Raw genomic sequence first — 24,206 nt, 5'->3', positions numbered from 1 at the left:
GTTGCGGTTGGGACCATCAAGGACGATAGCATCCTTTTTTCCCCAGCTTTCAACGACTACATCCTGGCACAGGGAAATAGAAGATATATGGCGATCGTTGTCAACAAGCCCATTCCCGAATTCGAAGCGAACGCCACGAACGGAATCAAAGTCTCCAACACGTCGCACCTCGGCCACGTGATGGTTTTGTACTTTTACCCTAAAGACAATACCCCGGGATGCACGACCGAAGCGATGCAGTTCCGCGACCGGTACAAGGACTTCGTGAAGGCCGGTGCCACGCTGTTCGGCGTGTCCCGCGACAACATGAAGTCGCACGACGAGTTCAAGGCCACGCTGGAACTGCCGTTCGAACTGATCGCCGATACCGAAGAGAAGATGTGCCACATGTTCGGCGTGGTCAAGAACAAGATCATGTACGGCAAGAAGGTCAAGGGCATCGAACGCAGCACCTTCCTGATCGGTGCCGACGGCCTGCTGGCCGCCGAGTGGCGCGGCCTGAAGGTGCCGGGCCATGTCGACGAGGTGCTGACCGCCGTCAAGGAAATCACCCGCAAGGCCGCCTGAGGCGCCTGCCGGATGCGGCCGCGGGCCGACACGGGGGTCATGCATAATGATCCGATGCTGTTGGGCCTTGCACTGCACCCCTCCTTCCAAAGCCGTCTGGTGTTCCAGACGGCTTTTTCGTTTGTCGCCCTGCTTTCCGACCGTCGTCCAGGCATCCCTCGCCGGCAACCGCCGGTGCGGCGACCCTCCCGTTGACCCTTTCCACGCGAGCTGAACGCCCCATGCCCCTGCCCCCCGCTCCCTCGAAACGCGCCGCCATCCTTCCCGCCGAAGCCTACGACGCAAGAGAATCGGCCACGACGCCGCCCGCCCGCCGGGCGCCGCCCAGCCGCCGCACCGCCCCGGACATGGCAGAGCCGGCGGCGGCACGTACCACCCGCCTGAAGGCTGCGCCGATCACCCGCCAGACCCCGGAGCGCTCGGACGACCAGGCGCCGACGGTGCCGGACGCACTGGTGGCCGCCGGCCCGGCGACCGCCTCGCTGCTGACCGCCCACCCGAGCGGCCGCCGTACCCCGGCGCCTGCGGCCGCGACGGTTGCCACGGCCCCGCAGCAGGTGGCGAACGCACCGGTGGAGGCGCCGGCCGTCCCCGCACCCGCCGTACGCGGCCGGGCGCGCCCGGCCCCCGCGGCGGCGCCCGCCGAAGCGGCTCCGGTGGCGGCCGCCGCGCCGCCGGTGCAGGCCCCGGCGGCGCGCGGCCGCAGGACGCGCGCCACGGGCCCGTCGAAGCTCTTCGTGCTCGACACCAACGTGCTGCTGCACGATCCGACCTCGCTGTTCCGCTTCGAGGAACACGACATCTTCCTGCCGATGATCGTGCTGGAGGAGCTGGACGGCCACAAGAAGGGCATGACCGAGGTCGCGCGCAACGGCCGCCAGGCCAGCCGCACGCTCGACGCGCTGGCCGCCGCCCGCGGCGCCGACATCGCCAAGGGCCTCAAGCTCGACACCACCGGCCACCGGAGCGCCGGCGGCAGCCTGTTCTTCCAGACCGAGACGCTCGACTACACCCTGCCGACCAGCCTGCCGCAGGGCAAGGCCGACAACCAGATCCTTGGCGTGGTCGAAGCGCTGCGCACCCGCCACGCGCCGCGCGCGGTGGTGCTGGTGTCGAAGGACATCAACATGCGTGTCAAGGCCCGCGCCCTGGGCCTCGACGCCGAGGACTACCAGAACGACAAGGTGCTGGAAGACGGCGACCTGCTCTACTCCGGCGCGCTGGCGCTGCCGTCCGATTTCTGGGAGAAGAACGGCAAGAGCGTCGAGAGCTGGCAGAACGCCGGCAGCACCTACTACCGGATCGCCGGGCCGGTGGTGCCGAGCCTGATGGTCAACCAGTTCGCCTACTTCGAGGCGCCGGGCGAGCAGAGCCTCTACGCCCGCGTCACCGAGATCCGCGAGAAGACCGCGGTGCTGCAGACGCTCAAGGATTACGGGTCCGCCAAGAACGCGATCTGGGGCGTGAACACCCGCAACCGCGAGCAGAACTTCGCGATGAACCTGCTGATGGACCCCGAGGTGGACTTCGTCACCCTCACCGGCACCGCCGGCACCGGCAAGACGCTGATGGCCCTGGCCGCCGGCCTGACCCAGGTGCTGGACGACCGCCGCTACACCGAGATCATCATGACCCGCGCCACGGTGAGCGTGGGCGAGGACATCGGCTTCCTGCCCGGCACCGAAGAGGAAAAGATGGGCCCCTGGATGGGCGCGCTCGACGACAACCTGGAGTTTCTGGCCAAGGGCGACGGCGGCAACGCCGGCGAATGGGGCCGCGCGGCCACCAACGAGCTGATCCGCTCGCGCATCAAGATCAAGAGCTTGAACTTCATGCGCGGCCGCACCTTCCTCAACAAGTACGTGATCATCGACGAGGCCCAAAACCTCACGCCCAAGCAGATGAAGACGCTGATCACCCGGGCCGGTCCGGGCACCAAGATCATCTGCATGGGCAACCTGGCGCAGATCGACACGCCCTACCTCACCGAAGGCTCGTCGGGCCTGACCTTCGCGGTCGACCGGTTCAAGGGCTGGCCGCACGGCGGGCACATCACCCTGGCCCGCGGCGAGCGCTCGCGCCTGGCCGACTTCGCGAGCGAAGTGCTGTGACGACCGGCGCCGCCCCAGGAGCACCCGCATGGCACTAGGCTGGATGACCGCGCTGCGGCTGGTGCCCTGGGGCGACGTGATCGAGGCGACGCCCAAGATCGTCAAGGGCGCCAAGAAGCTGTTCACCTCCACCCGCGAGGCGGCCAGGCCCGCCGCCGCGACCGTGCCGATGCCTGCCACCACCGACCCCAGGACCGTCGCCGCGCTGGCGCACGCGCTGCAGGCCCAGGTCGCGATGCTCGTGAAGGAGCAGCGCGATTCGGCCGAGCTGATCGCTTCGCTCGCCGAGCAGAACGCCAAGATCGTGACCGTGGTGGACGGCCTGCAGAAGCGGGTGCGGCTGCTGGGCGGCACCTGCCTGGTGCTGTTGGCCAGCGTGGGGATGCTGGTGATCTGGGCCGCGCAGCGCTAGGCGGTCCGCACCGACGATTAGCTACAAAATAAATAGCTAGAAGTCGGCGCCACTCAACGGCTTCCAGCATTTTTCATGCCCAAAACGGCTAGAAATCCCCCGAACCGGTCGCCAAGCTCTCGAAGCGGGTCAGCGGCTTCAGGAAGGCCAGCTTCACCGTGCCGGTGGGGCCGTTGCGCTGCTTGCCGATGATCACCTCGGCCACGCCCGGCTCCTTGCTGTCCTTGTTGTAGTAGTCGTCGCGGTAGATGAACATGATGATGTCGGCGTCCTGCTCGATGGCGCCCGATTCGCGCAGGTCGGACATCATCGGCCGCTTGTCGGTGCGCTGTTCCACCGAGCGGTTGAGCTGCGACAGCGCGATCACCGGGCACTGCAGCTCCTTGGCCAGCATCTTCAAACCCCGCGAGATCTCTCCCAGCTCGGTCGCGCGGTTGTCGCTGCCGCTGGAACTCGATCCGCTCATCAGCTGCAAATAGTCGACCACGATCAGGCCGAGCTTGCCGCACTGGCGTGCCAGGCGCCGGGCGTTGGCGCGCAGCTCGCTGGGCGTCAGGCCGGGCGTCTCGTCGATGTGCAAGGACACGGTGCGCAGCCGCTCGATCGCCTCGGTCAGCCGCGGCCATTCGTCGTCGCTCAGCTTGCCGGTGCGCAGGTGGCCCTGGTCGATTCGGCCGATCGAGCCGACGATCCGCACCGCGAGCTGCGAGGCGCCCATTTCCATCGAGAACACCGCCACCGGCAGACCCTCGTTGAGCGCCACGTGCTCGGCGATGTTCACCGCGAACGCCGTCTTGCCCATCGACGGCCGCGCCGCCAGCACCACCATGTCGCCGGCCTGCAGGCCCGAGGTCATCCGGTCGAGGTCGATGAAGCCGGTGGGCACGCCGGTGATGTCGTTGGGGTTGTCGGCCATCTCCTGGACCCGGTCGAGCAGCTCGACCACCAGCGTGTCCATGCTCTGGAAGCCCTGCTTCATCCGCGAGCCTTCCTCGCCGATGTTGAAGATCTTCTGCTCGGCCTCGTCGAGGATCTTGGCGACCGGCCGGCCCTGCGGATTGAAGGCGTTGGTGGCTATCTCGTCGCTGGCGGTCACCAGCTTGCGCAGGATGCCGCGCTCGCGCACGATCTCGGCATAGCGCCGGATGTTGGCCGCGCTCGGCACGTACTGCGCCAGCTGGTTCAGGTAGACCAGCCCGCCCATCTCCTCGGCCTTGCCCTGGCTCTGCAGGTGCTCGAAGACGGTGATCACGTCGGCCGGCTTCGAGGCGTTGATAAGCGCGCCGATGGCGCCGTAGATCAGCTTGTGCTCGTATCGGTAGAAGTTGTCGTCCTTCAGCAGGTCGCCCACCCGGTCCCAGGCGCCGTTGTCGAGCAGCAGGCCGCCCAGCACGCTGGACTCGGCCTCGATGGAGTGCGGCGGAATGCGCAGCTGCGCCACCTCGCGGTCGGCAGAAGACGGCGCGTCCGACGGGTCGAACGGAGGAAAGGTCGAAGTGGCGGGCATGGGGTTCTCGGGAAGCCTTCCATCCTAAGCCGCAAACGGGTGCGACCCTGTGGACAAGGCTGGGGGCAAACGGTGGACGCGCCGTGGATTCGCGGTGGGCAGTGCGGGACGACTTTTCGGATGTGCCGCGCCGCGCCCCAAAAGCAAAAGCCGCCCGAAGGCGGCCTTTGCAGGGGCGGGCAGGAAACGCTTACGCGGTCTCGCCGTAGACGGTGACGGTGATCTCGACGGTGACGTCGGTGTGCAGCTGCACGCTGACGGTGCTGTCGCCGATGGTCTTGATCGGGCCGTTCGGCAGGCGGACCTGCGACTTCGCGACCTTGTAGCCGTTCTTGCCGAGTTCTTCGGCGATGTCGGCATTGGTGACCGAGCCGAACAGACGACCGTCGACGCCGGCCTTCTGGGTGAGCTTGACCGTGGTGCCGGAGAGCTTCTCGCCCTGGGCTTCGGATTCGGCCAGCTTCGCAGCGGCGGCCTTCTCCAGTTCGGCGCGCTTGGCTTCGAATTCGGCCTTGGCCTTTTCGGTGGCACGGCGGGCGCGGCCTTGCGGGATCAGGAAATTGCGGGCGTAGCCGTCCTTGACCTTGACGATTTCGCCGAGATTGCCGAGGTTCACGACCTTGTCGAGCAGGATGATTTGCATGACAGAGGCTCCTTAGTTGGTCTTGTGCTGGTCGCTGTACGGGACCATCGCCAGGAAGCGCGCGCGCTTGATGGCAGTGTTGAGCTGACGCTGGTAGATCGCGCGGGTGCCGGTCAGGCGGGCCGGGATGATCTTGCCGTTCTCGCCGATGAAGTCACGCAGCGTGTCGACATCCTTGTAGTCGATCTCTTCGACGCCGGCGACGGTGAAGCGGCAGAAGCGCTTGCGCTTGAACAGCAGGGATTGGGTGTTGCGCTTCGGGCGCTTGTCTTTGTTGAATTTCTTGAACGTGGCCATGATGGAACCTCTCAAAAATTAATCTGGCTGGAATTCCTGGATGTGCAGGACGAGCTGTTTGCCGTTGCGCGGCGTGGCGAGAAAACCGGTGAACCGCCAGCCACTGCCGACGGCCTGCCGTACCAGCCGCTCCGCCACCGAACCGAACGCCACCGCCTTCACGGAGGCCCGCACATCCCGCAACTGGCCTGCCTCGGTGACCTTCGACTCGTGTTCGAGTCGCAGATCCAGGGCGGGCAGCCCGGCGGGGGTGTAGCGGATGGCGTTGGATTCGACGATGCAGGCGGTCAGGACGACCTGGTTACCCACTCCGCGCGAACGAGGACCGTTTAACGGTCGCGGTCGCCGCGCTCCTGGCGCTCGCCACCCCGGTCGCCGCGGTCACCACCACGGTCGCCCCGGTCGCCGCCGCGGTCACCGCGTTCGCCGGAAGCGGCGAATTCGGCTTGCTGCGCCTTGCGGGCTTCTTCGCGCTCGACGGTCTTCATCATCGACGACGGGCCGGTGTCGGCCTGCTTGCGGACCACGGTCAGGTGGCGCAGCACGGCATCGTTGAACTTGAAGGCATGCTCCAGCTCGGCCATCACGGCCTGGTCGGCCTCGATGTTGACGCACAGATAGTGCGCCTTGGCCAGCTTGTTGATGAGGTAGGCCAGTTGGCGACGACCCCAGTCTTCCACACGGTGCACCTTGCCACCGCCAGCGGTGATCATGCCCTTGTAGCGCTCCAGCATGGCCGGAACTTGTTCGCTCTGATCCGGGTGGATGAGCAGGATGATTTCGTAATGACGCATAGACTCTCCTTGTGGCTGAACCGCCCTGCCTGTCGGCTGATGGCGGCCTTGAGAAACAGTCGTCCGCTGCGTCGGTAGCGGTACGACAAGGCAAAGCCAGCGATTATAGCCTGGCTTTTCGCCTGGCTCCCGCCCCTTGCAATCGGTACCCCTGGCAACCATGTGCCCATGGCGACGATGCCCGGCGGAAATCCTGCCGACGGGTCTCGTCTCTTGAAATACCCGAAAGCGCCTGCATGTGGCGCGCGTGTCCACCCGAAACACTTCCGAAACGATGACCGACAACACCGCATCTCCTCCGAACGTGCCCGAAGACGCCAGCCCCGAAGAAGTCGAGGCGGCGATGCACGCCCACGCCTCCGACGCGCTCGCCACCGCGCAGGCCGAACTGGCCGCGCTGCAGGCCAAGAGCGCCGACCTGGCCGACCAGTACCTGCGCGCCAAGGCCGACGCCGAGAACGCCCGCCGCCGCGCCGAGGAAGAAATCGCCAAGGCCCGCAAGTTCGGCGTCGAGAGCTTCGCCGAAAGCCTGCTGCCGGTGGCCGACAGCCTGGAGGCCGGCCTGTCGGTGAAGGAAGCCACGCCCGAGCAGCTGCGAGAAGGCGCAGAGGCCACGCTGCGCCAGCTGACCGCCGCGCTCGAGCGCAACAAGGTGATCGCGATCCAGCCCGAGGCCGGCACCAAGTTCGACCCGCACCTGCACCAGGCGATCAGCATGGTGCCGTCGGAGCAGGAGGCCAACACCGTGGTCTCGGTGCTGCAGAAGGGCTACTCCATCGCCGAGCGCACGCTGCGCCCCGCGCTGGTGGTGGTCGCCGCGCCCAAGTAACCCTTTTCCAGTGGATGCCGTGAGGGCGGCACTGCGCAATTCGTAGGCACCGGCCTCTTGAACTGCGCGAAGTTATCCACAACTCGACGACAAGCAAACTTTTTCAGATCAGGAGAAATTCTCATGGGCAAGATCATCGGTATCGACCTCGGCACCACCAACTCGTGCGTGGCCATCATGGAAGGCAACACCACCAAGGTCATCGAGAACTCGGAAGGCGCACGCACCACGCCGTCGATCATCGCTTACCAGGAAGGCGGCGAGATCCTCGTCGGCGCCTCCGCCAAGCGCCAGGCCGTCACCAACCCGCGCAACACGCTCTACGCCGTCAAGCGCCTGATCGGCCGCAAGTTCGAAGAGAAGGAAGTGCAGAAGGACATCGACCTGATGCCCTATGCCATCGCCAAGGCCGACAACGGCGACGCCTGGGTGGAAGTGCGCGGCCAGAAGCTCGCGCCGCCGCAGGTCAGCGCCGAAGTGCTGCGCAAGATGAAGAAGACCGCCGAGGACTACCTGGGCGAAGCCGTGACCGAGGCGGTGATCACCGTGCCCGCGTACTTCAACGACGCCCAGCGCCAGGCCACCAAGGACGCCGGCCGCATCGCCGGCCTGGATGTGAAGCGCATCATCAACGAGCCGACGGCCGCAGCGCTGGCCTTCGGCCTCGACAAGCAGGAAAAGGGCGACCGCAAGATCGCCGTGTACGACCTGGGCGGCGGAACCTTCGACGTGTCGATCATCGAGATCGCCGACGTCGACGGCGAGAAGCAGTTCGAGGTGCTCTCCACCAACGGCGACACCTTCCTGGGCGGCGAAGACTTCGACCAGCGCATCATCGACTACATCATCGCCGAGTTCAAGAAAGAGCAAGGCGTCGACCTGGGCAAGGACGTGCTGGCCCTGCAGCGCCTGAAGGAAGCCGCAGAGAAGGCGAAGATCGAGCTGTCGTCGTCCGCGGCCACCGACGTCAACCTGCCCTATATCACGGCGGACGCCACCGGGCCGAAGCACCTCAACATCAAGCTGACCCGCGCCAAGCTGGAAAGCCTGGTGGACGAGCTGATCGAGCGCACCATGGCCCCTTGCCGCATGGCGATCAAGGACGCCGGCATCAGCGTCTCCGACATCAACGACGTGATCCTGGTCGGCGGCATGAGCCGCATGCCCAAGGTACAGGAGAAGGTCAAGGAGTTCTTCGGCAAGGAGCCGCGCCGCGACGTCAACCCCGACGAAGCCGTGGCCGTGGGCGCCGCGATCCAGGGCCAGGTGCTGTCGGGCGACCGTAAGGACGTGCTGCTGCTCGACGTGACCCCGCTGTCGCTCGGCATCGAGACGATGGGCGGCGTGATGACCAAGATGATCACCAAGAACACGACCATCCCGACGAAGTTCGCACAGACCTTCTCGACCGCCGAAGACAACCAGCCGGCCGTGACGATCAAGGTGTTCCAGGGCGAGCGCGAGCTGGCCTCGGGCAACAAGGCGCTCGGCGAGTTCAACCTCGAAGGCATTCCGCCCGCCGCCCGCGGCACGCCGCAGATCGAGGTGTCGTTCGACATCGACGCCAACGGCATCCTGCACGTCGGCGCGAAGGACAAGGCCACCGGCAAGGAAAACAAGATCACCATCAAGGCCAACTCGGGCATCTCCGAGGAAGAGATCCAGAAGATGGTGAAGGACGCCGAGCTGAACGCCGCCGAGGACAAGAAGAAGGTCGAGCTGGTCCAGGCCCGCAACCAGGCCGAAGCCAGCCTGCACGGCGTGAAGAAGTCGCTGGGCGAGCACGGCGACAAGCTCGAAGCCGGCGAGAAGGAGAAGATCGAGGCAGCCTCCAAGGAGTTGGAAGAAGCGCTCAAGGGCGATGACAAGGCCGCGATCGACGAGAAGAGCGCGGCGCTGATGGCCGCCAGCCAGAAGCTGGGCGAGAAGATGTACGCCGAGGCGCAGGCCGCTGCGGGCGGCGGCGCACCGGGTGCCGACCAGCAGCCGCAACAGCAGGCCTCCGCCGCGCCGGCCGACGACAACGTGGTCGACGCCGAAGTCAAGGAAGTCAAGAAGGGCTGAGCGCGCGGCACCCACCCTCTGCGCCGCGCAGCGCCCCGCAAAGGGCGGCGCGGCGCTCCCGCTCCAGGTAACCGGGTTTCCACCAGATGGCGAAAAGAGATTATTACGAGGTTCTCGGCGTCGCGAAGAACGCGAGCGAGGAGGACATCAAGAAGGCCTATCGCAAGCTTGCGATGAAGCACCACCCCGACCGCAACCAGGGTGACAGCGGCAAGGTGGCCGAGGAGAAGTTCAAGGAGGCCAAGGAGGCCTACGAGATGCTCTCCGACGGTCAGAAGCGGGCGGCGTACGACCAGTACGGCCACGCGGGCGTCGACCCCAACATGCGCGGCCCCGGTGGGGCGGGCGGTGAAGGCTTCGGCGGTTTCGCCGAGGCTTTCGGCGACATCTTCGGCGACATGTTCGGCCAGCAGCGCGCCGGTGGCGCGCGCGGCGGTGCGACCGGCCGCCAGGTCTACCGCGGCGCCAATCTGAGCTACGCGATGGAGGTCACGCTGGAGGAAGCGGCCAAGGGCAAAGACGTACAGCTGCGCGTGCCGACCTGGGACAACTGCGACACCTGCCACGGTTCGGGCGCCAAGCCCGGCACCAAGCCGATCACCTGCACCACCTGCAACGGTGCCGGATCGGTCCAGATGCGCCAGGGCTTCTTCAGCGTGCAGCAGACCTGTCCGCAGTGCCACGGCACCGGTAAGATCATTCCCGAGCCCTGCCCCACCTGCAACGGCCAGGGCCGGATCAAAAGCCAGAAGACGCTCGAGATCAAGATCCCCGCCGGCATCGACGACGGCATGACGATCCGCAGCGTCGGCAACGGCGAGCCGGGCACCAACGGCGGACCGCCGGGCGACCTGCACATCGAGGTGCGGATCAAGAAGCACGACATCTTCGAGCGCGACGGCGACGACCTGCACTGCCAGGTGCCGGTGAGCTTCATCACCGCAGCGCTCGGCGGCGAGATCGAGGTGCCGACGCTGGCCGGCAAGGCGGCCATCGACATCCCCGAAGGCACCCAGGCCGGCAAGCAGTTCCGGCTGCGCGGCAAGGGCATCAAGGGCGTGCGCGCCAGCTACCCCGGCGACCTGTACTGTCACATCGCGGTAGAGACGCCGGTCAAGCTGACCGAGCACCAGCGCAAGCTGATGCGCGAACTGGAAGAGTCCCTGAAGAAGGGCGGCGGCAAGCACTCGCCCACCGGCGAGAGCTGGACCGACAAGCTGAAGAACCTGTTCAGCTGAGGCGCGGCATACAGCCCTGAGCCGGAGCTGCGGGGCCGACCGCCGCAGCCGATGCGAAGAACGTGCGGCAGCACGGTCCACGAGATGCCGGCGCACGCGGCGTGCCGGCTCATGTGAGGATGCAGGCCTGGATCTGCTCGTTGAGCAACTCGCGCGCGCTGATCTCCGCCAGCATAATCTTCCAATTCCGGTAGCAGCAACGGTGGGTCATTCCAACGCGAATGATTCGGCATTGCGGGCAACCCTTCGCTCATCGCTCCTGAAGCGTCCGTGTTCAAGTAATACTTGGAGTGTGTTATGCACTTTTCCATAATCCGTTGAGTCACATAAGCTTTTCATAATTTCCAAGGAACCGGTTAATTTCTGCAAGGTTTATCACGCAACGGTTTTTGACGGACGCATAGCACTCTCTAACTGATTATTGATTTGAAAGAGTATTCCATGGAAATTCATTCCACCGGATCGACCGGCAATGCTCCCGCCTATTGGCTCACCTCTCAAGAATCGCCGCGTGATACGCCGCAATCCGTAGCCGGTTCTGCGGCACCTGCGCCCAAATCATCCGATCCTGCACTTCAGGGCCTGTCGACGATCAAGAACAAGACGCTGGCGCCAGAGCCGGAACAAGTCGATACCCGGTTTTCCGGAAGCGATTGGCGAAACAAGGCTTTCGAGGCACAGCGCAAGGACATTTCCATGCAACCCGGCACTTCCAACAGCCCTTACCTGACCGCACTCGATACGCTCCAACAGCGAGATTTTAAACCGGCGCCTGGTGGATTGGAAATTCCGTTCACGCCCAACTCTCTTTTGGGTGGAGGCAAGCGAACCTCTCAACTCGGCTCTTCATCGCAGAACGTCGTGGTTACCGATAATGCACTCAAGGAACTTCAAGAGGCAATAGACGATAAAAATTTTCTGATTGATGAGCTGCGGCAAGATCTGGAAACCGAGACCGATGCAGCTCAAAGACAACTTACTATACGAGCCCTGAATAATGCAATTAGTGATCTGTCGTCATATAAAACCCAATATGAGACGGCCCGAAACGCGCGTAGCAGAATCAACAATTAGTACACGTCCGCACAAGCGGAGTCGGCCGAGATAGACCGCTGAGAACGATAAATTCCTGGTGCAGATGCCGAATTGCTTCGCTTTCGGTGTCGATCAGCGCGGTGGCCGCTCCGATCTCCGGCCGTTTTGGCCGTCGAGGGCCCGCGCAAACGCACTCATGATCGGCTTTGGCATCGGGCCGCTTGGCGGCACCCTGGTCGCCCGCATCGCCGAACGCATCGACCTCTTGACCGTGCAGCAGGTTATGGGCTTTGACGACATCCCCGCATGGCCCGATGGGAGGGCAGAGCGATGGCCGTCCGGGGTGGATGCATGAGAGCGCGGATCCGGCAGGTATAGCCGTTCGGGTGCCGATGCCGGAAAGCGTCGCACGGGAACGGCGCATGCACCGTTCGCCATGCAAAACATCGTCAAACGCGATGGCTAACGCGCTTTTTATCTAGGAAAATAGTCGATGCATCGCAGACGACGATGACGCCACCCCGATGAAGAACCCCGACCGCAGCTTCGCCCGCCGTATCGACCTCACCTCCCTGCAGCTCTTCGTCGCGGTGTGCGAGCTGGGCAGCATCGGCCGCGCGGCGGAGCGCGAATTCATCGCCGCATCGGCCGTCAGCAAGCGCCTGGCAGAGCTGGAGGCGGCCGTCGGTACCGCCCTGCTCTACCGCCACAGCCGCGGCGTGAAGCTGACGCCCGCCGGCGAGAACCTGCTGCACCATGCCCGCTCGGTGCTGTTCGGCCTGGAGAAGATGCAGGGCGAGCTGAGCGAATACGCCGAGGGCGTGCGCGGCCATGTGCGGGTGCATGCCAACATCTCTGCGATCGTGCAGTTCCTGCCCGAAGACCTGGGCGCCTTCGTGCTGCAGCACGGCCAGGTGAAGATCGACCTGCAGGAGCACCTGAGCGCCGACGTGGCCCAGGCGGTGCGCGAAGGCGCGGCCGACCTCGGCATCGCCCACTACCCCGCCACCGCCAGCGCCCGGGAAGAGCCGCTGCAGAGCCTGCCCTACCGGCACGACCGTTTGGTGCTCGTCGTGCCGCAGGCCCACGCTCTGTCCCGACATGACGCTATAGATTTCGTAGCAGCACTCGATTACGATATCGTCGGGCTGCATGCCGCCAGCAGCATCGGCCTGGCGATGCAGAAGGCCGCGGCGCAGGCCGGCAGGCCCCTGCGGCTGCGGATGCAGGTGACCGGCCTCGACGCGATGTGCCGGATGATCGACAACGGCCTTGGCATCGGCGTGCTGCCCGACCGGGCCTTCGCCCTGATGGGAGGCGTCGGCACGCTGCGCGCCGTGGCGCTGCAGGACGCCTGGGCCGCCCGCGAGCTGCGGCTGCTGGCCCGCGATTTCGCGGCGCTGCCGGTCACCGCGCGCCTGCTGGTCGACCACCTCGCCGCGCCCGCCGAGAGAGCCGAGCGGGCGGCAGCCTAGTCCGCGCCGCAGCGAACATTCCGAACAGATTCCCCACCTGCGAAAGAAGCTCCACCATGGGACGCACCCTCTACGACAAGATCTGGGACGAGCACGTCGTCCACACCGAAGAAGACGGTACCGCCGTGCTCTACATCGACCGGCACCTGGTGCACGAAGTCACCAGCCCGCAGGCCTTCGAAGGCCTGCGCGTGGCCGGCCGCAAGGTATGGCGCGTCAGCTCCATCGTCGCCACCGCCGACCACAACACGCCCACCACCGGCTGGGAGCGCGGCTACGACGGCATCACCGACCCGATCAGCAAGGAGCAGATCACCACGCTCGACGCGAACATCGCCGAATCGGGCGCGGCCGCGTTCTTCCCGTTCCTCTCCAAACGCCAGGGCATCGTGCACGTCATCGGCCCCGAGAACGGCGCCACCCTGCCCGGCATGACGGTCGTCTGCGGCGACAGCCACACCTCCACCCACGGTGCCTTCGGCGCGCTCGCCCACGGCATCGGCACCAGCGAGGTCGAGCACGTCATGGCCACGCAGACCCTGCTCGCCAAGAAGGCGAAGAACCTGCTGATCAAGGTCGAGGGCGCCGTCGCCCCAGGCATCACCGCCAAGGACATCGTGCTGGCGATCATCGGCCGCATCGGCACCGCCGGCGGCACCGGTTACACGATCGAGTTCGCCGGCTCGGCGATCCGCGCGTTGAGCATGGAAGGCCGCATGACCGTCTGCAACATGGCGATCGAGGCCGGTGCGCGCGCCGGTCTGGTCGCGGTGGACCAGAAGACGATCGACTACGTGAAGAACCGCCCGCTCTCGCCCACCGGCGTCGAATGGGACCAGGCGGTCGCCTACTGGAAGACGCTGCAGTCCGACCCGGACGCCACCTTCGACGCGGTGGTCGAGCTGGACGCGACCCGGATCGTGCCGCAGGTCACCTGGGGCACCTCGCCCGAGATGGTGCTGGGCATCGACGACCGCACGCCCGACCCGGACAAGGAAAAAGACGCCGGCAAGCGCGACGCGATCGAGCGCGCCCTGAACTACATGGGCCTGGCACCGGGCAAGGCGCTCGACGACGTCTACGTAGACAAAATCTTCATCGGCAGCTGCACCAACAGCCGGATCGAAGACATGCGCGAGGCCGCCGCGGTGGTCAAGAAGCTCGGCCGGAAGGTCGCCCGGAACATCAAGGTGGCGATGGTGGTGCCGGGCTCGGGCCTGGTGAAGGATCAGGCCGAGCGCGAAGGCCTGCACGAGATCTTCAAGGCCGCCGGCTTCGAATGGCGCGAGCCCGGCTGCTCGATGTGCCTGGCGATGAACGCCGACCGACTGGAGCCGGGCGAGCGCTGCGCCAGCACCAGCAACCGCAACTTCGAAGGCCGCCAGGGCGCGGGTGGCCGTACGCATCTCGTTTCGCCGGCGATGGCGGCAGCGGCAGCGGTCCACGGCCACTTCGTCGATATCCGCAAAATTTAAGTACATCCCCAGGCAGCGCACTTCGTGTCTTCGCCCGCCCCCTGCAGGGGGCAACGCCAGCGACCCGGCCAAGCCGGTTCCGCGGCATTCGCTGAGAAAGACAGGGATACGTGACCGCCGAGGAAAGAAAGACAAGCATGCAGAAATTCACCGTACACCAGGGCCTCGTCGCGCCGATGGACCGCGAGAACGTCGATACCGACGCGATCATCCCGAAGCAGTTCCTGAAGTCGATCAAGAAGACCGGCTTCGGCGTGAACCTGTTCGACGAGTGGCGCTACCTCGACCACGGCGAGCCGGGCCAGGAGCCGGCCAGCCGCAAGCCGAACCCCGACTTCGTGCTGAACCAGCCGCGCTACGCCGGTGCCTCGATCCTGCTGGCGCGCAAGAACTTCGGTTGCGGATCGAGCCGCGAGCACGCGCCCTGGGCGCTGGACCAGTATGGCTTCCGCGCCATCCTGGCGCCCAGCTTCGCCGACATCTTCTTCAACAACAGCTTCAAGAACGGCCTGCTGCCGATCGTGCTGCCCGAGGCGACCATCGCCCGCCTGTTCGACGAGAGCCATGCGTTCCCCGGCTACCGGCTGACGGTCGACCTGGAGCGCCAGATGATCGTGGAGCCGGGCGGCCAGGAGATCCCGTTCGAGGTGAACGCCTTCCGCCGGCACTGCCTGCTGAACGGCTTCGACGACATCGGGCTGACCCTGCAGCACAAGGACAAGATCTTGGCGTTCGAGGCCGAGCGCCTGGCGACCAAGCCCTGGCTGGCCCACACGATGGTCGGCTGAAGGCGCGAGAGAACCTACTGCGCAACCCGATTGCGCAGCCGCGGTCCTCACCGTACCCAAGTACGGCTCCGGTCCTCGCTGCACACTCGGGCTGCTCGCTACGGTTCTTTCACGCCCTCTCTGGAATTTTCAAAGAAATAATAGCCACGGCCGGCGAACGGCGCCGACCAGCAGCTATCAAAAAGTGAGCATAGAAGCATGAGCATGAAGATCGCAGTGTTGCCGGGCGACGGCATCGGGACCGAAATCGTGGCCGAGGCCGTCAAGGTCCTGAACGTCCTCGACCTGCCGCTGGAACTGGAGACCGCGGTGGTCGGCGGCGCCGCCTACGAGGCGCACGGCCATCCGCTGCCTGACGCGACGCTGAACCTGGCGAAGTCGGCCGACGCCATCCTCTTCGGCGCGGTGGGCGACTGGAAATACGACACGCTCGACCGGCCGCTGCGGCCCGAGCAGGCGATCCTGGGCCTGCGCAAGCACCTCGGCCTGTTCGCCAACTTCCGCCCGGCCATCTGCTACGAGCAGCTGGTGGGTGCCTCCAGCCTCAAGCCCGAGCTGGTCGCGGGCCTGGACATCCTGATCATCCGCGAGCTGACCGGCGACATCTACTTCGGCCAGCCGCGCGGCCGCCGCACCGCCACCGACGGGCACTTCCCCGGCGCCGAGGAAGCCTTCGACACGATGCGCTACTCGCGCCCCGAGATCGAACGCATCGCCCACGTCGCCTTCCAGGCGGCGCAGAAGCGCGACAAGCGGGTCACCAGCGTCGACAAGGCCAACGTGCTGGAGACCTTCCAGCTGTGGAAGGACGTGGTCACCGAGGTGGGCAAGGAATACCCCGACGTGGCGCTGGACCACATGTACGTCGACAACGCAGCGATGCAGCTGGTCAAGGCGCCGAAGAAGTTCGACGTGGTGGTCACCGGCAACATGTTCGGCGACATCCTGTCGGACGCGGCGGCCATGCTGACCGGCTCGATCGGCATGCTGCCGTCGGCCTCGCTCAACGACAAGAAGCAGGGCCTGTACGAGCCGAGCCACGGCAGCGCGCCCGACATCGCCGGCAAGGGCATCGCGAATCCTTTGGCTACAATCCTGTCCGCTGCCATGATGCTCCGCTTTTCCCTCCAACAGCCCGAAGCCGCCGACCGGATCGAATCCGCGGTGCAGGCCGTGCTCGCCCAGGGACTGCGCACCGTGGACATCCACTCGCCCGGAACGACGAAGGTCGGCACCCGCGAGATGGGCGACGCCGTCGTCGCAGCGCTGTCTTCGTCCACCACCAAGACGACCATTAAAGGCTGACACAGCCCGGTTCGTCGCGCCCACCCCCGGCCGAGACGAGCCGGGGAACCAGATTCATTTTCTGAAAGGGCACAAGCGATGAGCAAGGTAGGCAATCTCGTAGGACTCGTGGGCTGGCGCGGCATGGTCGGCTCCGTACTCCTCGACCGCATGCAGGCCGAGGGCGATTTCGACGCCATCGACGCGGTCTTCTTCTCGACCTCCAACGCCGGCGGCAAGGCGCCCGCACAGGCCAAGACGAACACCACGCTGCAGGACGCGTTCGACATCGAGGCGTTGAAGCGCTGCGACATCGTCATCACCGCGCAAGGCGGCGACTACACCAGCGAAGTCTTCCCCAAGCTGCGCGCCGCCGGCTGGACCGGCTATTGGATCGACGCCGCCTCCACCCTGCGGATGAAGGACGACGCGGTCATCGTGCTCGACCCGGTCAACCACGACGTGATCCTGCGCGCGCTCGACAGGGGCGTGAAGAACTACATCGGCGGCAACTGCACCAACTCCATCCTGCTGATGGGCGTGGGCGGGCTGTTCAAGCAAGGGCTGGTCGAATGGGTCAGCTCGATGACCTACCAGGCGGCCTCGGGCGGCGGCGCCAACCACATGCGCGAACTGTTGAAGGGCATGGGCGTGGTGCACGACGCGGTGGCAGATGAGCTGCGCACGCCGTCTTCGGCCATCCTCGACATCGACCGCAAGGTGGCCGCCACCATCCGCGACGACGTGCCGACCGAGTTCTTCGGCGCCCCGCTGGCCGGCGGCCTGATCCCCTGGATCGACGCCCAGCTGGACAACGGCCAGTCGAAGGAAGAGTGGAAGGGCCAGGCCGAGGTCAACAAGATCCTCGACACGCCGGCCCTGATCCCGGTCGACGGCCTGTGCGTGCGCATCGGCGCGATGCGCTGCCACAGCCTGGCGCTGACGCTCAAGCTCAGAAAGAACCTACCGCTCGAAGAAATCGAGTCTCTCGTCAAGTCCGGCAACCCGTGGGTGAAGTGGGTACCCAACGACCGGGCCGTCACCGTCAAGGAACTGACCCCGGCCTCGATCACCGGCGGTCTGGAGGTCGGCGTGGGCCGGGTCCGCAAGCTGAACATGGGGCCGGAATACGTGTCGGCCTTCGTGATCGGCGACCAGCTGCTATGGGGCGCGGCCGAGCCGCTGCGCCGCATGCTGCGCATCCTGCTGGCGCGCTGACCGCGCCCGGTAATTTTCACCCGTATCGATAAAAAAGAGGGCACGTTGTCACAGGGCCACATTGGTGACGGCAACGCCCTCGGCGCCCGCTGTTACCTTGTCATACAAAATTATTGATGCTATGGTCGTCCGCTGATTTTCAGTGCGAAGGTTTGCCAGTGATGACAAAAAAACATCGGACGGTTGTACAGGCCGGAGGGGCCGCGTCAACCGCAGCTTTCGGAGGGCCACGGCATCGTTTGGCAGCTGCCGTGATTCTGGCCATGGGCGGTCTGGTTTTCGCCGGAAACGCCTCCGCGCTGGCCCTGGGCCGGATGACGGTGCAGTCCGCTCTCGGCGAGCCGCTCCGCGCTGAAATCGAAGTTCCCGAAATCACCGCGCTCGAAGCGGACACCCTGGTGCTGCAGCCCGCCTCGGCTGCCGCATTCCGCGCCGCGGGCGTGGAGTACAGCCCGGTCATGGCCGGCCTGCAAATGAGCTTGGCGCGCCGCGCCGACGGCCGCTCGGTGGTCCGCGTGACCGGCAGCCGCCCGGTCAACGACCCCTTCCTGGAAATGCTGCTGGAGGCCAACTGGAACGGCGGCCGCGTCTCCCGCAACTACACCGTGCTGCTCGATCCGCCGAGCAACCGCGCCGCCGCGCCGCAGATCGCACCGCAGGTCGCCGCGCCACCGCAACCATCGGTCGCTCCGGTGGGCGCAGCCCGTGCCCTGCCTGCCCCGCAGGCGGCCGCAGTGCCCGCCCCTGCGTCCGCGCCGATCGTCGAGCGACCGCCTGCAGCGCCCCGTGCGCCTGCCGTGGCGGCGGAACCGCGCCAATCGACCGGCGCATCGCAGGTCACCGTGCGGCCGGGCGACACCGCCGGCCGAATCGCCGCCGCCAACCAACCCGCGAGCGTGTCGCTCGACCAAATGCTGGTCGCGCTGCTGCAGGCCAATCCGGACGCCTTCATCGGCAATAACGTCAACCGCATGCGCGCCGGCGTGGTGCTGGACATGCCCGACACCGCGCAGATCGCCGCGACGCCCGCACCGCAGGCGCGCCAGATCGTGGTCGCCCAGAGCCGCGACTTCAACGAATTCCGTCGCCGTCTGGCCGGCCGCGCACCGGCCGCCGATGTCGGCATGCCGCAGCGCTCCGTGACCGGCAGCGTACAGACCCAGGTCGAGGACCGCCGCGCAGCCGCCACCCCGCCCGACCGCCTGATGCTTTCGAAGGGCGCCACCGGCACCGAAGCCGACCGCGTCGCCCAGGCCGGCAACAGCCGCGATGCGGCCAACCGGTCGGCCGAGCTGTCGAAGAACCTCAGCGACCTGAACCGCCTGGGTGCCGCCAGCACACCGGGCGCGACGCCCGCGGTGACCGCGCCAGCCGTTCCCGCCGCGCCGGCCCCTGCGCCGGCGACGCCACCGGCACCCGCCGCCGAGGCCACCGCACCCCCGTCCCCTTCGACGGCAGTATCCGCTGCCGACGCACCTGCGGCACCGACGCCGCCGGTGCCGGCCGACACCGCGGCAGCCGCGCCACCCGCCGCGGTCCCCGCTGCCCCGGCCACGCCCGCACCGGCAGCCGCCCCGGTCGTGGAAGAAGAGGACGGTCTCGGCAGCCTGCTGCACGACGCTCGCGTGTTCGCCGTCGCCGGCCTGCTCGTCGCCCTACTCGTCGCCCTGGCGTCGTACCGCACGATCCGCCGCCGCCGCGCGGTGCAGGACAACAGCTTCCTCGAAAGCCGCATGCATGCCGATTCCTTCTTCGGCAACAGCGGCGGCCAGCATGTCGATACCAGCAGCAACCAGTCGGTGATCGCCACCAGCTACTCGCCTAGCCAGCTCGATGCGGGCGGCGACGTCGACCCGGTGGCCGAGGCCGATGTGTACCTTGCCTACGGCCGCGACCTGCAGGCCGAGGAGATCCTGAAGGACGCCCTGCGCATCCATCCCGAGCGCACCGCACTGCATGCGAAGCTGGCAGAAATCTATGCCCGCCGTTCCGATGCGCCGGCCTTCCATGCCATCGCGGCCGAGGCCTATCGGGTAACCGACGGCCAGGGCGAGGACTGGCAGCGCATCCGCAACCTGGGCCAGGAGCTGGCGCCGGCCAACTCGTTGTACCAGGCACAGCCCACCCTGTCGGATGTGGCACCCGTCGCCGTCGTTACTGCGGCCGGCGTCGGCGGCGCCGCAGCGGCATCGGCCGTCGCACGCAATGCCCGCCCCGAAACGGCGCCCCCGGTGCCGGCGGCTGCCCCGCAAGAGCCCTTGAAGACCCCTTCCTTCGTCGACGATGTGCCCGAGCCGGTCGCCGCGCCTGTCATGCCCTCGCTGGACCTTGACTTCTCCGAGTTCCCTTCGTCGCCTCGCACGCCGGCATCACCGGCGGCCGCGCCCGCAGCGGACGACGACTTCGGCCTCGACTTCACCCTGAACGACACGCCCGCCTCCAGCGCCACCGCGCCAGCGGCGAGCCCTGCCCCCATGCCCGCCGCGGTCGATTTCGACATGGACGCCCTGTCGCTCGACCTCGACGCTCCGGCCGAGACACCGCCCGTGCCGGCCGACATCACCGGCAGCGTGCCGTCGCCCGATGACGCGCTGGCGACCAAGCTGGCGCTGGCCGAAGAGTTCGCGGCCATCGGCGATGCCGACGGTGCGCGCCATCTCGTCGAGGAAGTGATCGCCGAAGCCAAGGGCAGCCTGCGCACCCGCGCCGAGGGCATGCTCGCGGAACTCGATTGAACGTCCGGCCGCGCGACCGCGCCGCGGCGGCCCCGTCGCCGTGAGGATGGCCCTCGGGATCAGCTACAACGGCCAGGGCTACGAGGGGTGGCAGAGCCAGGCCTCGGGCAAGACGATCCAGGACAAGCTCGAATCGGCACTGGGCCGGTTCGCGGTCCGGCGCATATCGACCCTCTGCGCCGGCCGCACCGATGCGGGCGTGCACGGCCTGATGCAGGTGGTGCACTTCGACACCGACATCGACCGCCTGCCGATCTCGTGGGTGCGCGGCACCAACCGCTATTTGCCGCCCGACATCGCGGTCGAATGGGCGCAAGTGGTACCACCCGAGTTCCATTGCCGCGCAAGTGCCGTTGCGCGCCGCTACGCCTACGTGCTGCGACAGTCGGCGGTGCGGCCCAGCGTCGATGCGGGCCGCGTCGGCTGGTTCCACCGGCCGCTGGACCTGGACGCGATGCAGGCCGCAGCGCAGCATCTGCTCGGCACCCACGATTTCTCGTCGTTCCGCGCATCGAGCTGCCAAGCGCTCTCGCCGGTCAAGACGCTGCACCGGGCCGACATCCGCTGCCGCGACACCGGCGACGACACGCAGTGGCCGGGCGCCTACTGGCGCTTCGAGTTCGAGGGCAACGCCTTCCTGCACCATATGATCCGCAACCTGATGGGCTGCCTGCTGGTGGTGGGCCAGGGCCAGCAGCCGCCGTCGTGGATGCGCGAGGTGCTGGAGGCCCGCTCGCGCAGGGCCGCGGCGCCCACCTTCTCGCCCGACGGGTTGTATTTTCTGGGGCCGGTCTACGACGCCCGCTGGGGCCTGCCCCAGCGGACCGCTGCGTATGATGGGCTGCCATGAACGAAGCCTCCCCGCCCCTGCGCACCCGGATCAAGATCTGCGGCCTGACCCGCGAGCAGGACGTCGATGCCGCGGTGGACGCGGGCGCCGACGCAGTGGGCTTCGTGCTCTACCCGGCCAGCGCCCGCCATGTCAGCCCGCAGCGCGCGGCGGTGCTCGCCGCACGTCTGCCCCCGTTCGTGACGCCGGTGCTGCTGTTCGTGAACGCGGCCGCGGGCGACGTGATCGCCGCATCCTCGGCAGTGCCGGGCGCCTGCCTCCAGTTCCACGGCGACGAGACGCCCGAGGAGTGCCGCATGGCCGCGCAGAACGGCCTGCGCCCCTACCTGCGGGCGGCGCGCATTCCCCTCGGCGCGGACGCACCGGCGTTCGACCTCGTAAAATACGCCGCCAGCTATGCCGATGCCCGGGCCATCCTGCTCGACGCCCATGTCGAGGGCTACGGCGGCAGCGGAAAGACATTCGATTGGTCACTTCTTCCTCCAAGCGTCGACGCTCACCTCGTCTTGAGTGGTGGACTCACGCCTGCAAACGTGGGCGAAGGCATCGCCGCCCTGCGGCCGCGCGGTAGGACGCTCGCGGTCGACGTGAGCTCCGCCGTCGAGCGCGAGGGCCACAAGGGCATCAAGGACGCCCAGAAGATCCAGCGCTTCGTCGCGGCCGTGCGCGCCGCCGACCAGGCGCTGTAAGCCAACCACCTCGCCCGCGCCGCCCCGGCGGCGCCGGCCTCCCTGATCGGTTCACACATGTATGCCTACCAGCAGCCGGACGCGTCCGGCCATTTCGGGCCCTATGGCGGCACCTTCGCCAGCGAGACCCTGACCCACGCGATCCAGGAACTGCGGGCCGCCTACGCCCGCTACCAGCACGACCCCGAATTCCTCGCCGAATTCCAGTACGAACTGGCGCACTTCGTCGGACGGCCGTCGCCGGTCTACCACGCGGCGCGCACCAGCAGCGACATCGGCGGCGCGCAGATCTACCTGAAGCGCGAGGACCTGAACCACACCGGCGCCCACAAGATCAACAACGTGATCGGCCAGGCGATGCTGGCCAAGCGCATGGGCAAGCCGCGGATCATCGCCGAGACCGGTGCCGGACAGCACGGCGTGGCGACCGCCACCATCTGCGCCCGCTACGGCCTGGAGTGCGTGGTCTACATGGGCAGCGAGGACGTCAAGCGCCAGAGCCCCAACGTCTACCGCATGAAGCTGCTCGGCGCCACCGTGGTGCCGGTCGATTCGGGCAGCAAGACCCTGAAGGACGCGCTCAACGAGGCGATGCGCGACTGGGTCACCAACGTCGAGAACACCTTCTACATCATCGGCACCGTGGCCGGCCCGCACCCGTACCCGATGATGGTGCGCGATTTCCAGAGCGTGATCGGCACCGAGTGCATCGAGCAGATGCCGGCCTTCCTGAGCGGCGGCCAGCCCGACGCGGTGGTGGCCTGCGTCGGCGGCGGCAGCAATGCGATGGGCATCTTCCACCCCTACATCCCGTTCGAGAACACCCGGCTGATCGGCGTCGAGGCGGCGGGCGAAGGCCTCGACAGCGGCCGGCATTCGGCCTCGATCCTGCGCGGCAGCCCGGGCGTGCTGCACGGCAACCGCACCTACCTGCTGCAGAGCGACGACGGCCAGGTCACCGAGACGCACAGCATCAGCGCCGGCCTGGACTATCCCGGTGTCGGCCCCGAGCATGCGCACCTCTCCGACATCGGGCGGGCCGAATACGTCGGCATCACCGACAAGGAAGCACTGGCCGCGTTCCACCACCTGTGCCGCACCGAAGGCATCATTCCCGCGCTGGAATCGAGCCATGCGGTGGCCCATGCGATGAAGATGGCCGCCACGATGCGGCCCGACCAGTCGATCCTGGTCAACCTCTCGGGCCGGGGCGACAAGGACATCGGCACCGTGGCCGACCTGTCGGGCGCCGATTTCTACGACCGGCCGTCGATGCGCGGCCACGTCGTCAAGGGCGCGATGGCGCCCGAGCACGACGCTTCGGGCGCCAAGGGCGTAGGGACGCAGTCATGAGCCGTATCGCCGCCACCTTCGCCCGGCTGCGGGTCGACGGCCGCAAGGCCCTGATCCCGTACGTCACCGCCGGCTTCCCCTATGCCGACATCACGCCCGAGCTGATGCACGGCATGGTGGCCGCGGGCGCCGACGTGATCGAACTGGGCGTGCCCTTCTCCGACCCGATGGCCGACGGCCCGGTGATCCAGCAGGCCGGCGAGCGGGCGCTGGCGCTCGGCATCGGCATGCGCCAGGTGCTGGAGATGGTGCGCGCCTTCCGCACCCAGGATGCCGACACGCCGGTGGTGCTGATGGGCTACGCCAACCCGGTCGAACGCTACGACGGCAGGCACGGAGCCGGCGCGTTCGTCCGCGATGCGGCGGCGGCCGGCGTCGACGGGGTGCTGGTCGTCGACTACCCGCCCGAGGAGTGCGCCGACTTCGCCGCGCGGCTCGCGGCCCACGGCATGGACCTGATCTTCCTGCTGGCCCCGACCAGCACCGACGAGCGCATGGCGCAGGTAGCGAAGATCGCCGGGGGCTACGTCTACTACGTCTCGCTCAAGGGCGTGACCGGCGCGGGCCACCTGGACACCGCGGCGGTCGAGGCGATGCTGCCCCGCATCCGCGCCCATGTACAGATTCCGGTGGGCGTGGGCTTCGGCATCCGCGACGCCGCCACGGCACGGGCGGTGGGCCGGGTGGCCGACGCGGTGGTGATCGGCAGCCGCATCATCCAGCTGATCGAGCGCCAGCCGCGCGAAGGCGTGGTGCCGGCCGCCCGGGATTTCCTGGCCGGTATCCGCCAGGCGCTCGACGCGTAAAATCGACCGGTTCCGGAGCGCCGAAGGCGCTCCGAC

Annotated in this window: 21 protein-coding genes and 2 pseudogenes; 17 read left to right on the top strand and 6 right to left on the bottom strand. The window is 67.1% G+C overall.

The annotated features are described in order from the left end of the window. Positions 1 to 87 precede the first annotated feature (87 nt). From DFQ15_RS04040 to DFQ15_RS04030, 3 genes are all read left to right on the top strand, one after another. Positions 88 to 567, top strand: a complete 480-nt coding sequence (locus DFQ15_RS04040; protein ID WP_110464728.1) for a peroxiredoxin — start codon at positions 88 to 90, stop codon at positions 565 to 567. A 221-nt stretch (positions 568 to 788) separates the two neighbouring features. Next, on the top strand, positions 789 to 2,678 hold the full coding sequence (locus tag DFQ15_RS04035) for a PhoH family protein (RefSeq protein ID WP_110464727.1): 1,890 nt from the start codon (positions 789 to 791) through the stop codon (positions 2,676 to 2,678). Between the two features lie 28 nt (positions 2,679 to 2,706). Continuing rightward, positions 2,707 to 3,090 (top strand): hypothetical protein, encoded by a 384-nt coding sequence (locus DFQ15_RS04030; RefSeq protein ID WP_110464726.1) that lies wholly within the window; start codon positions 2,707 to 2,709, stop codon positions 3,088 to 3,090. Positions 3,091 to 3,178: 88 nt separating this feature from the next. Here DFQ15_RS04030 and dnaB read toward each other — a convergent pair whose 3' ends face one another. The 5 genes and pseudogenes from dnaB to rpsF all read right to left on the bottom strand — a co-directional run. After that, on the bottom strand, positions 3,179 to 4,597 hold the full coding sequence (gene dnaB / locus DFQ15_RS04025; protein ID WP_055843384.1) for a replicative DNA helicase: 1,419 nt from the start codon (positions 4,595 to 4,597) through the stop codon (positions 3,179 to 3,181). A gap of 190 nt (positions 4,598 to 4,787) precedes the next feature. Next, entirely contained in the window at positions 4,788 to 5,240 is a 453-nt protein-coding gene (rplI, locus tag DFQ15_RS04020; RefSeq protein ID WP_055843386.1) for a 50S ribosomal protein L9, read from the bottom strand. A gap of 12 nt (positions 5,241 to 5,252) precedes the next feature. Then, positions 5,253 to 5,537, bottom strand: a complete 285-nt coding sequence (gene rpsR, locus DFQ15_RS04015; RefSeq protein ID WP_055843387.1) for a 30S ribosomal protein S18 — start codon at positions 5,535 to 5,537, stop codon at positions 5,253 to 5,255. Between the two features lie 18 nt (positions 5,538 to 5,555). After that, complete coding sequence (gene priB, locus DFQ15_RS04010) at positions 5,556 to 5,846, bottom strand: primosomal replication protein N (RefSeq protein ID WP_055843389.1); 291 nt, start codon at positions 5,844 to 5,846, stop codon at positions 5,556 to 5,558. Between the two features lie 110 nt (positions 5,847 to 5,956). Beyond that, positions 5,957 to 6,331 (bottom strand): annotated as a pseudogene (gene rpsF, locus DFQ15_RS04005) (30S ribosomal protein S6); the annotation flags it as partial. 274 nt (positions 6,332 to 6,605) lie between these two features. On the opposite strand from rpsF, the gene grpE reads away from it, so the two are divergent. From grpE to xopO, 4 genes are all read left to right on the top strand, one after another. After that, entirely contained in the window at positions 6,606 to 7,160 is a 555-nt protein-coding gene (grpE, locus tag DFQ15_RS04000; RefSeq protein ID WP_110464724.1) for a nucleotide exchange factor GrpE, read from the top strand. 123 nt (positions 7,161 to 7,283) lie between these two features. Next, positions 7,284 to 9,224 (top strand): molecular chaperone DnaK, encoded by a 1,941-nt coding sequence (gene dnaK, locus DFQ15_RS03995; protein ID WP_110464723.1) that lies wholly within the window; start codon positions 7,284 to 7,286, stop codon positions 9,222 to 9,224. Between the two features lie 86 nt (positions 9,225 to 9,310). Next, the gene (gene dnaJ, locus DFQ15_RS03990; RefSeq protein WP_110464722.1) at positions 9,311 to 10,462 is read left to right on the top strand and encodes a molecular chaperone DnaJ; all 1,152 of its coding nucleotides are present in this window, start codon (positions 9,311 to 9,313) and stop codon (positions 10,460 to 10,462) included. Between the two features lie 441 nt (positions 10,463 to 10,903). Beyond that, positions 10,904 to 11,536, top strand: a complete 633-nt coding sequence (xopO, locus tag DFQ15_RS16935; protein ID WP_146228639.1) for a XopO/AvrRps4 family type III secretion system effector — start codon at positions 10,904 to 10,906, stop codon at positions 11,534 to 11,536. Between the two features lie 159 nt (positions 11,537 to 11,695). On the opposite strand, the pseudogene DFQ15_RS03985 reads toward xopO, so the two are convergent. Next, positions 11,696 to 11,810 (bottom strand): annotated as a pseudogene (locus tag DFQ15_RS03985) (IS5/IS1182 family transposase); the annotation flags it as partial. Positions 11,811 to 12,021: 211 nt separating this feature from the next. Here DFQ15_RS03985 and DFQ15_RS03980 point away from each other — a divergent pair. The 10 genes from DFQ15_RS03980 to trpA all read left to right on the top strand — a co-directional run bounded on the left by DFQ15_RS03980 (position 12,022) and on the right by trpA (position 24,170). Continuing rightward, positions 12,022 to 12,972: a LysR family transcriptional regulator gene (locus DFQ15_RS03980; RefSeq protein WP_110464721.1), complete on the top strand. Its 951-nt coding sequence runs from the start codon at positions 12,022 to 12,024 to the stop codon at positions 12,970 to 12,972. A 56-nt stretch (positions 12,973 to 13,028) separates the two neighbouring features. Next, the gene (gene leuC, locus DFQ15_RS03975; protein WP_110464720.1) at positions 13,029 to 14,447 is read left to right on the top strand and encodes a 3-isopropylmalate dehydratase large subunit; all 1,419 of its coding nucleotides are present in this window, start codon (positions 13,029 to 13,031) and stop codon (positions 14,445 to 14,447) included. A gap of 137 nt (positions 14,448 to 14,584) precedes the next feature. Then, positions 14,585 to 15,235 carry a 3-isopropylmalate dehydratase small subunit gene (gene leuD, locus DFQ15_RS03970; protein WP_110464760.1) on the top strand — a complete coding sequence of 217 codons (651 nt, stop codon included), beginning with the start codon at positions 14,585 to 14,587 and terminating at the stop codon, positions 15,233 to 15,235. 204 nt (positions 15,236 to 15,439) lie between these two features. Continuing rightward, complete coding sequence (leuB, locus tag DFQ15_RS03965; RefSeq protein ID WP_110464759.1) at positions 15,440 to 16,540, top strand: 3-isopropylmalate dehydrogenase; 1,101 nt, start codon at positions 15,440 to 15,442, stop codon at positions 16,538 to 16,540. 78 nt (positions 16,541 to 16,618) lie between these two features. Continuing rightward, positions 16,619 to 17,737: an aspartate-semialdehyde dehydrogenase gene (gene asd / locus DFQ15_RS03960; protein ID WP_110464719.1), complete on the top strand. Its 1,119-nt coding sequence runs from the start codon at positions 16,619 to 16,621 to the stop codon at positions 17,735 to 17,737. Between the two features lie 251 nt (positions 17,738 to 17,988). Beyond that, the gene (locus tag DFQ15_RS03955; RefSeq protein ID WP_310593106.1) at positions 17,989 to 20,472 is read left to right on the top strand and encodes a FimV/HubP family polar landmark protein; all 2,484 of its coding nucleotides are present in this window, start codon (positions 17,989 to 17,991) and stop codon (positions 20,470 to 20,472) included. 40 nt (positions 20,473 to 20,512) lie between these two features. Next, a complete protein-coding gene (gene truA / locus DFQ15_RS03950) occupies positions 20,513 to 21,322 on the top strand; it encodes a tRNA pseudouridine(38-40) synthase TruA (protein ID WP_110464717.1) in 810 nt (269 codons plus the stop codon). Continuing rightward, entirely contained in the window at positions 21,319 to 22,011 is a 693-nt protein-coding gene (locus tag DFQ15_RS03945; protein ID WP_110464716.1) for a phosphoribosylanthranilate isomerase, read from the top strand. The genes truA and DFQ15_RS03945 overlap by 4 nt, the downstream gene beginning before the upstream one ends. 57 nt (positions 22,012 to 22,068) lie before the next feature. Then, positions 22,069 to 23,364: a tryptophan synthase subunit beta gene (gene trpB, locus DFQ15_RS03940; RefSeq protein ID WP_110464715.1), complete on the top strand. Its 1,296-nt coding sequence runs from the start codon at positions 22,069 to 22,071 to the stop codon at positions 23,362 to 23,364. Then, positions 23,361 to 24,170, top strand: coding sequence for a tryptophan synthase subunit alpha (gene trpA / locus DFQ15_RS03935; RefSeq protein WP_110464714.1), 810 nt, complete (start codon positions 23,361 to 23,363; stop codon positions 24,168 to 24,170). The genes trpB and trpA overlap by 4 nt, the downstream gene beginning before the upstream one ends. The last annotated feature ends 36 nt before the right edge of the window (positions 24,171 to 24,206 follow it).

It is taken from the genome of Xylophilus ampelinus, assembly GCF_003217575.1.
Taxonomy (GTDB): Bacteria; Pseudomonadota; Gammaproteobacteria; order Burkholderiales; family Burkholderiaceae_C; genus Xylophilus; species Xylophilus ampelinus.
The sequence above is the reverse complement of the archived record's forward strand: the minus strand, read 5'-3'. Positions and strand labels throughout refer to the sequence as shown.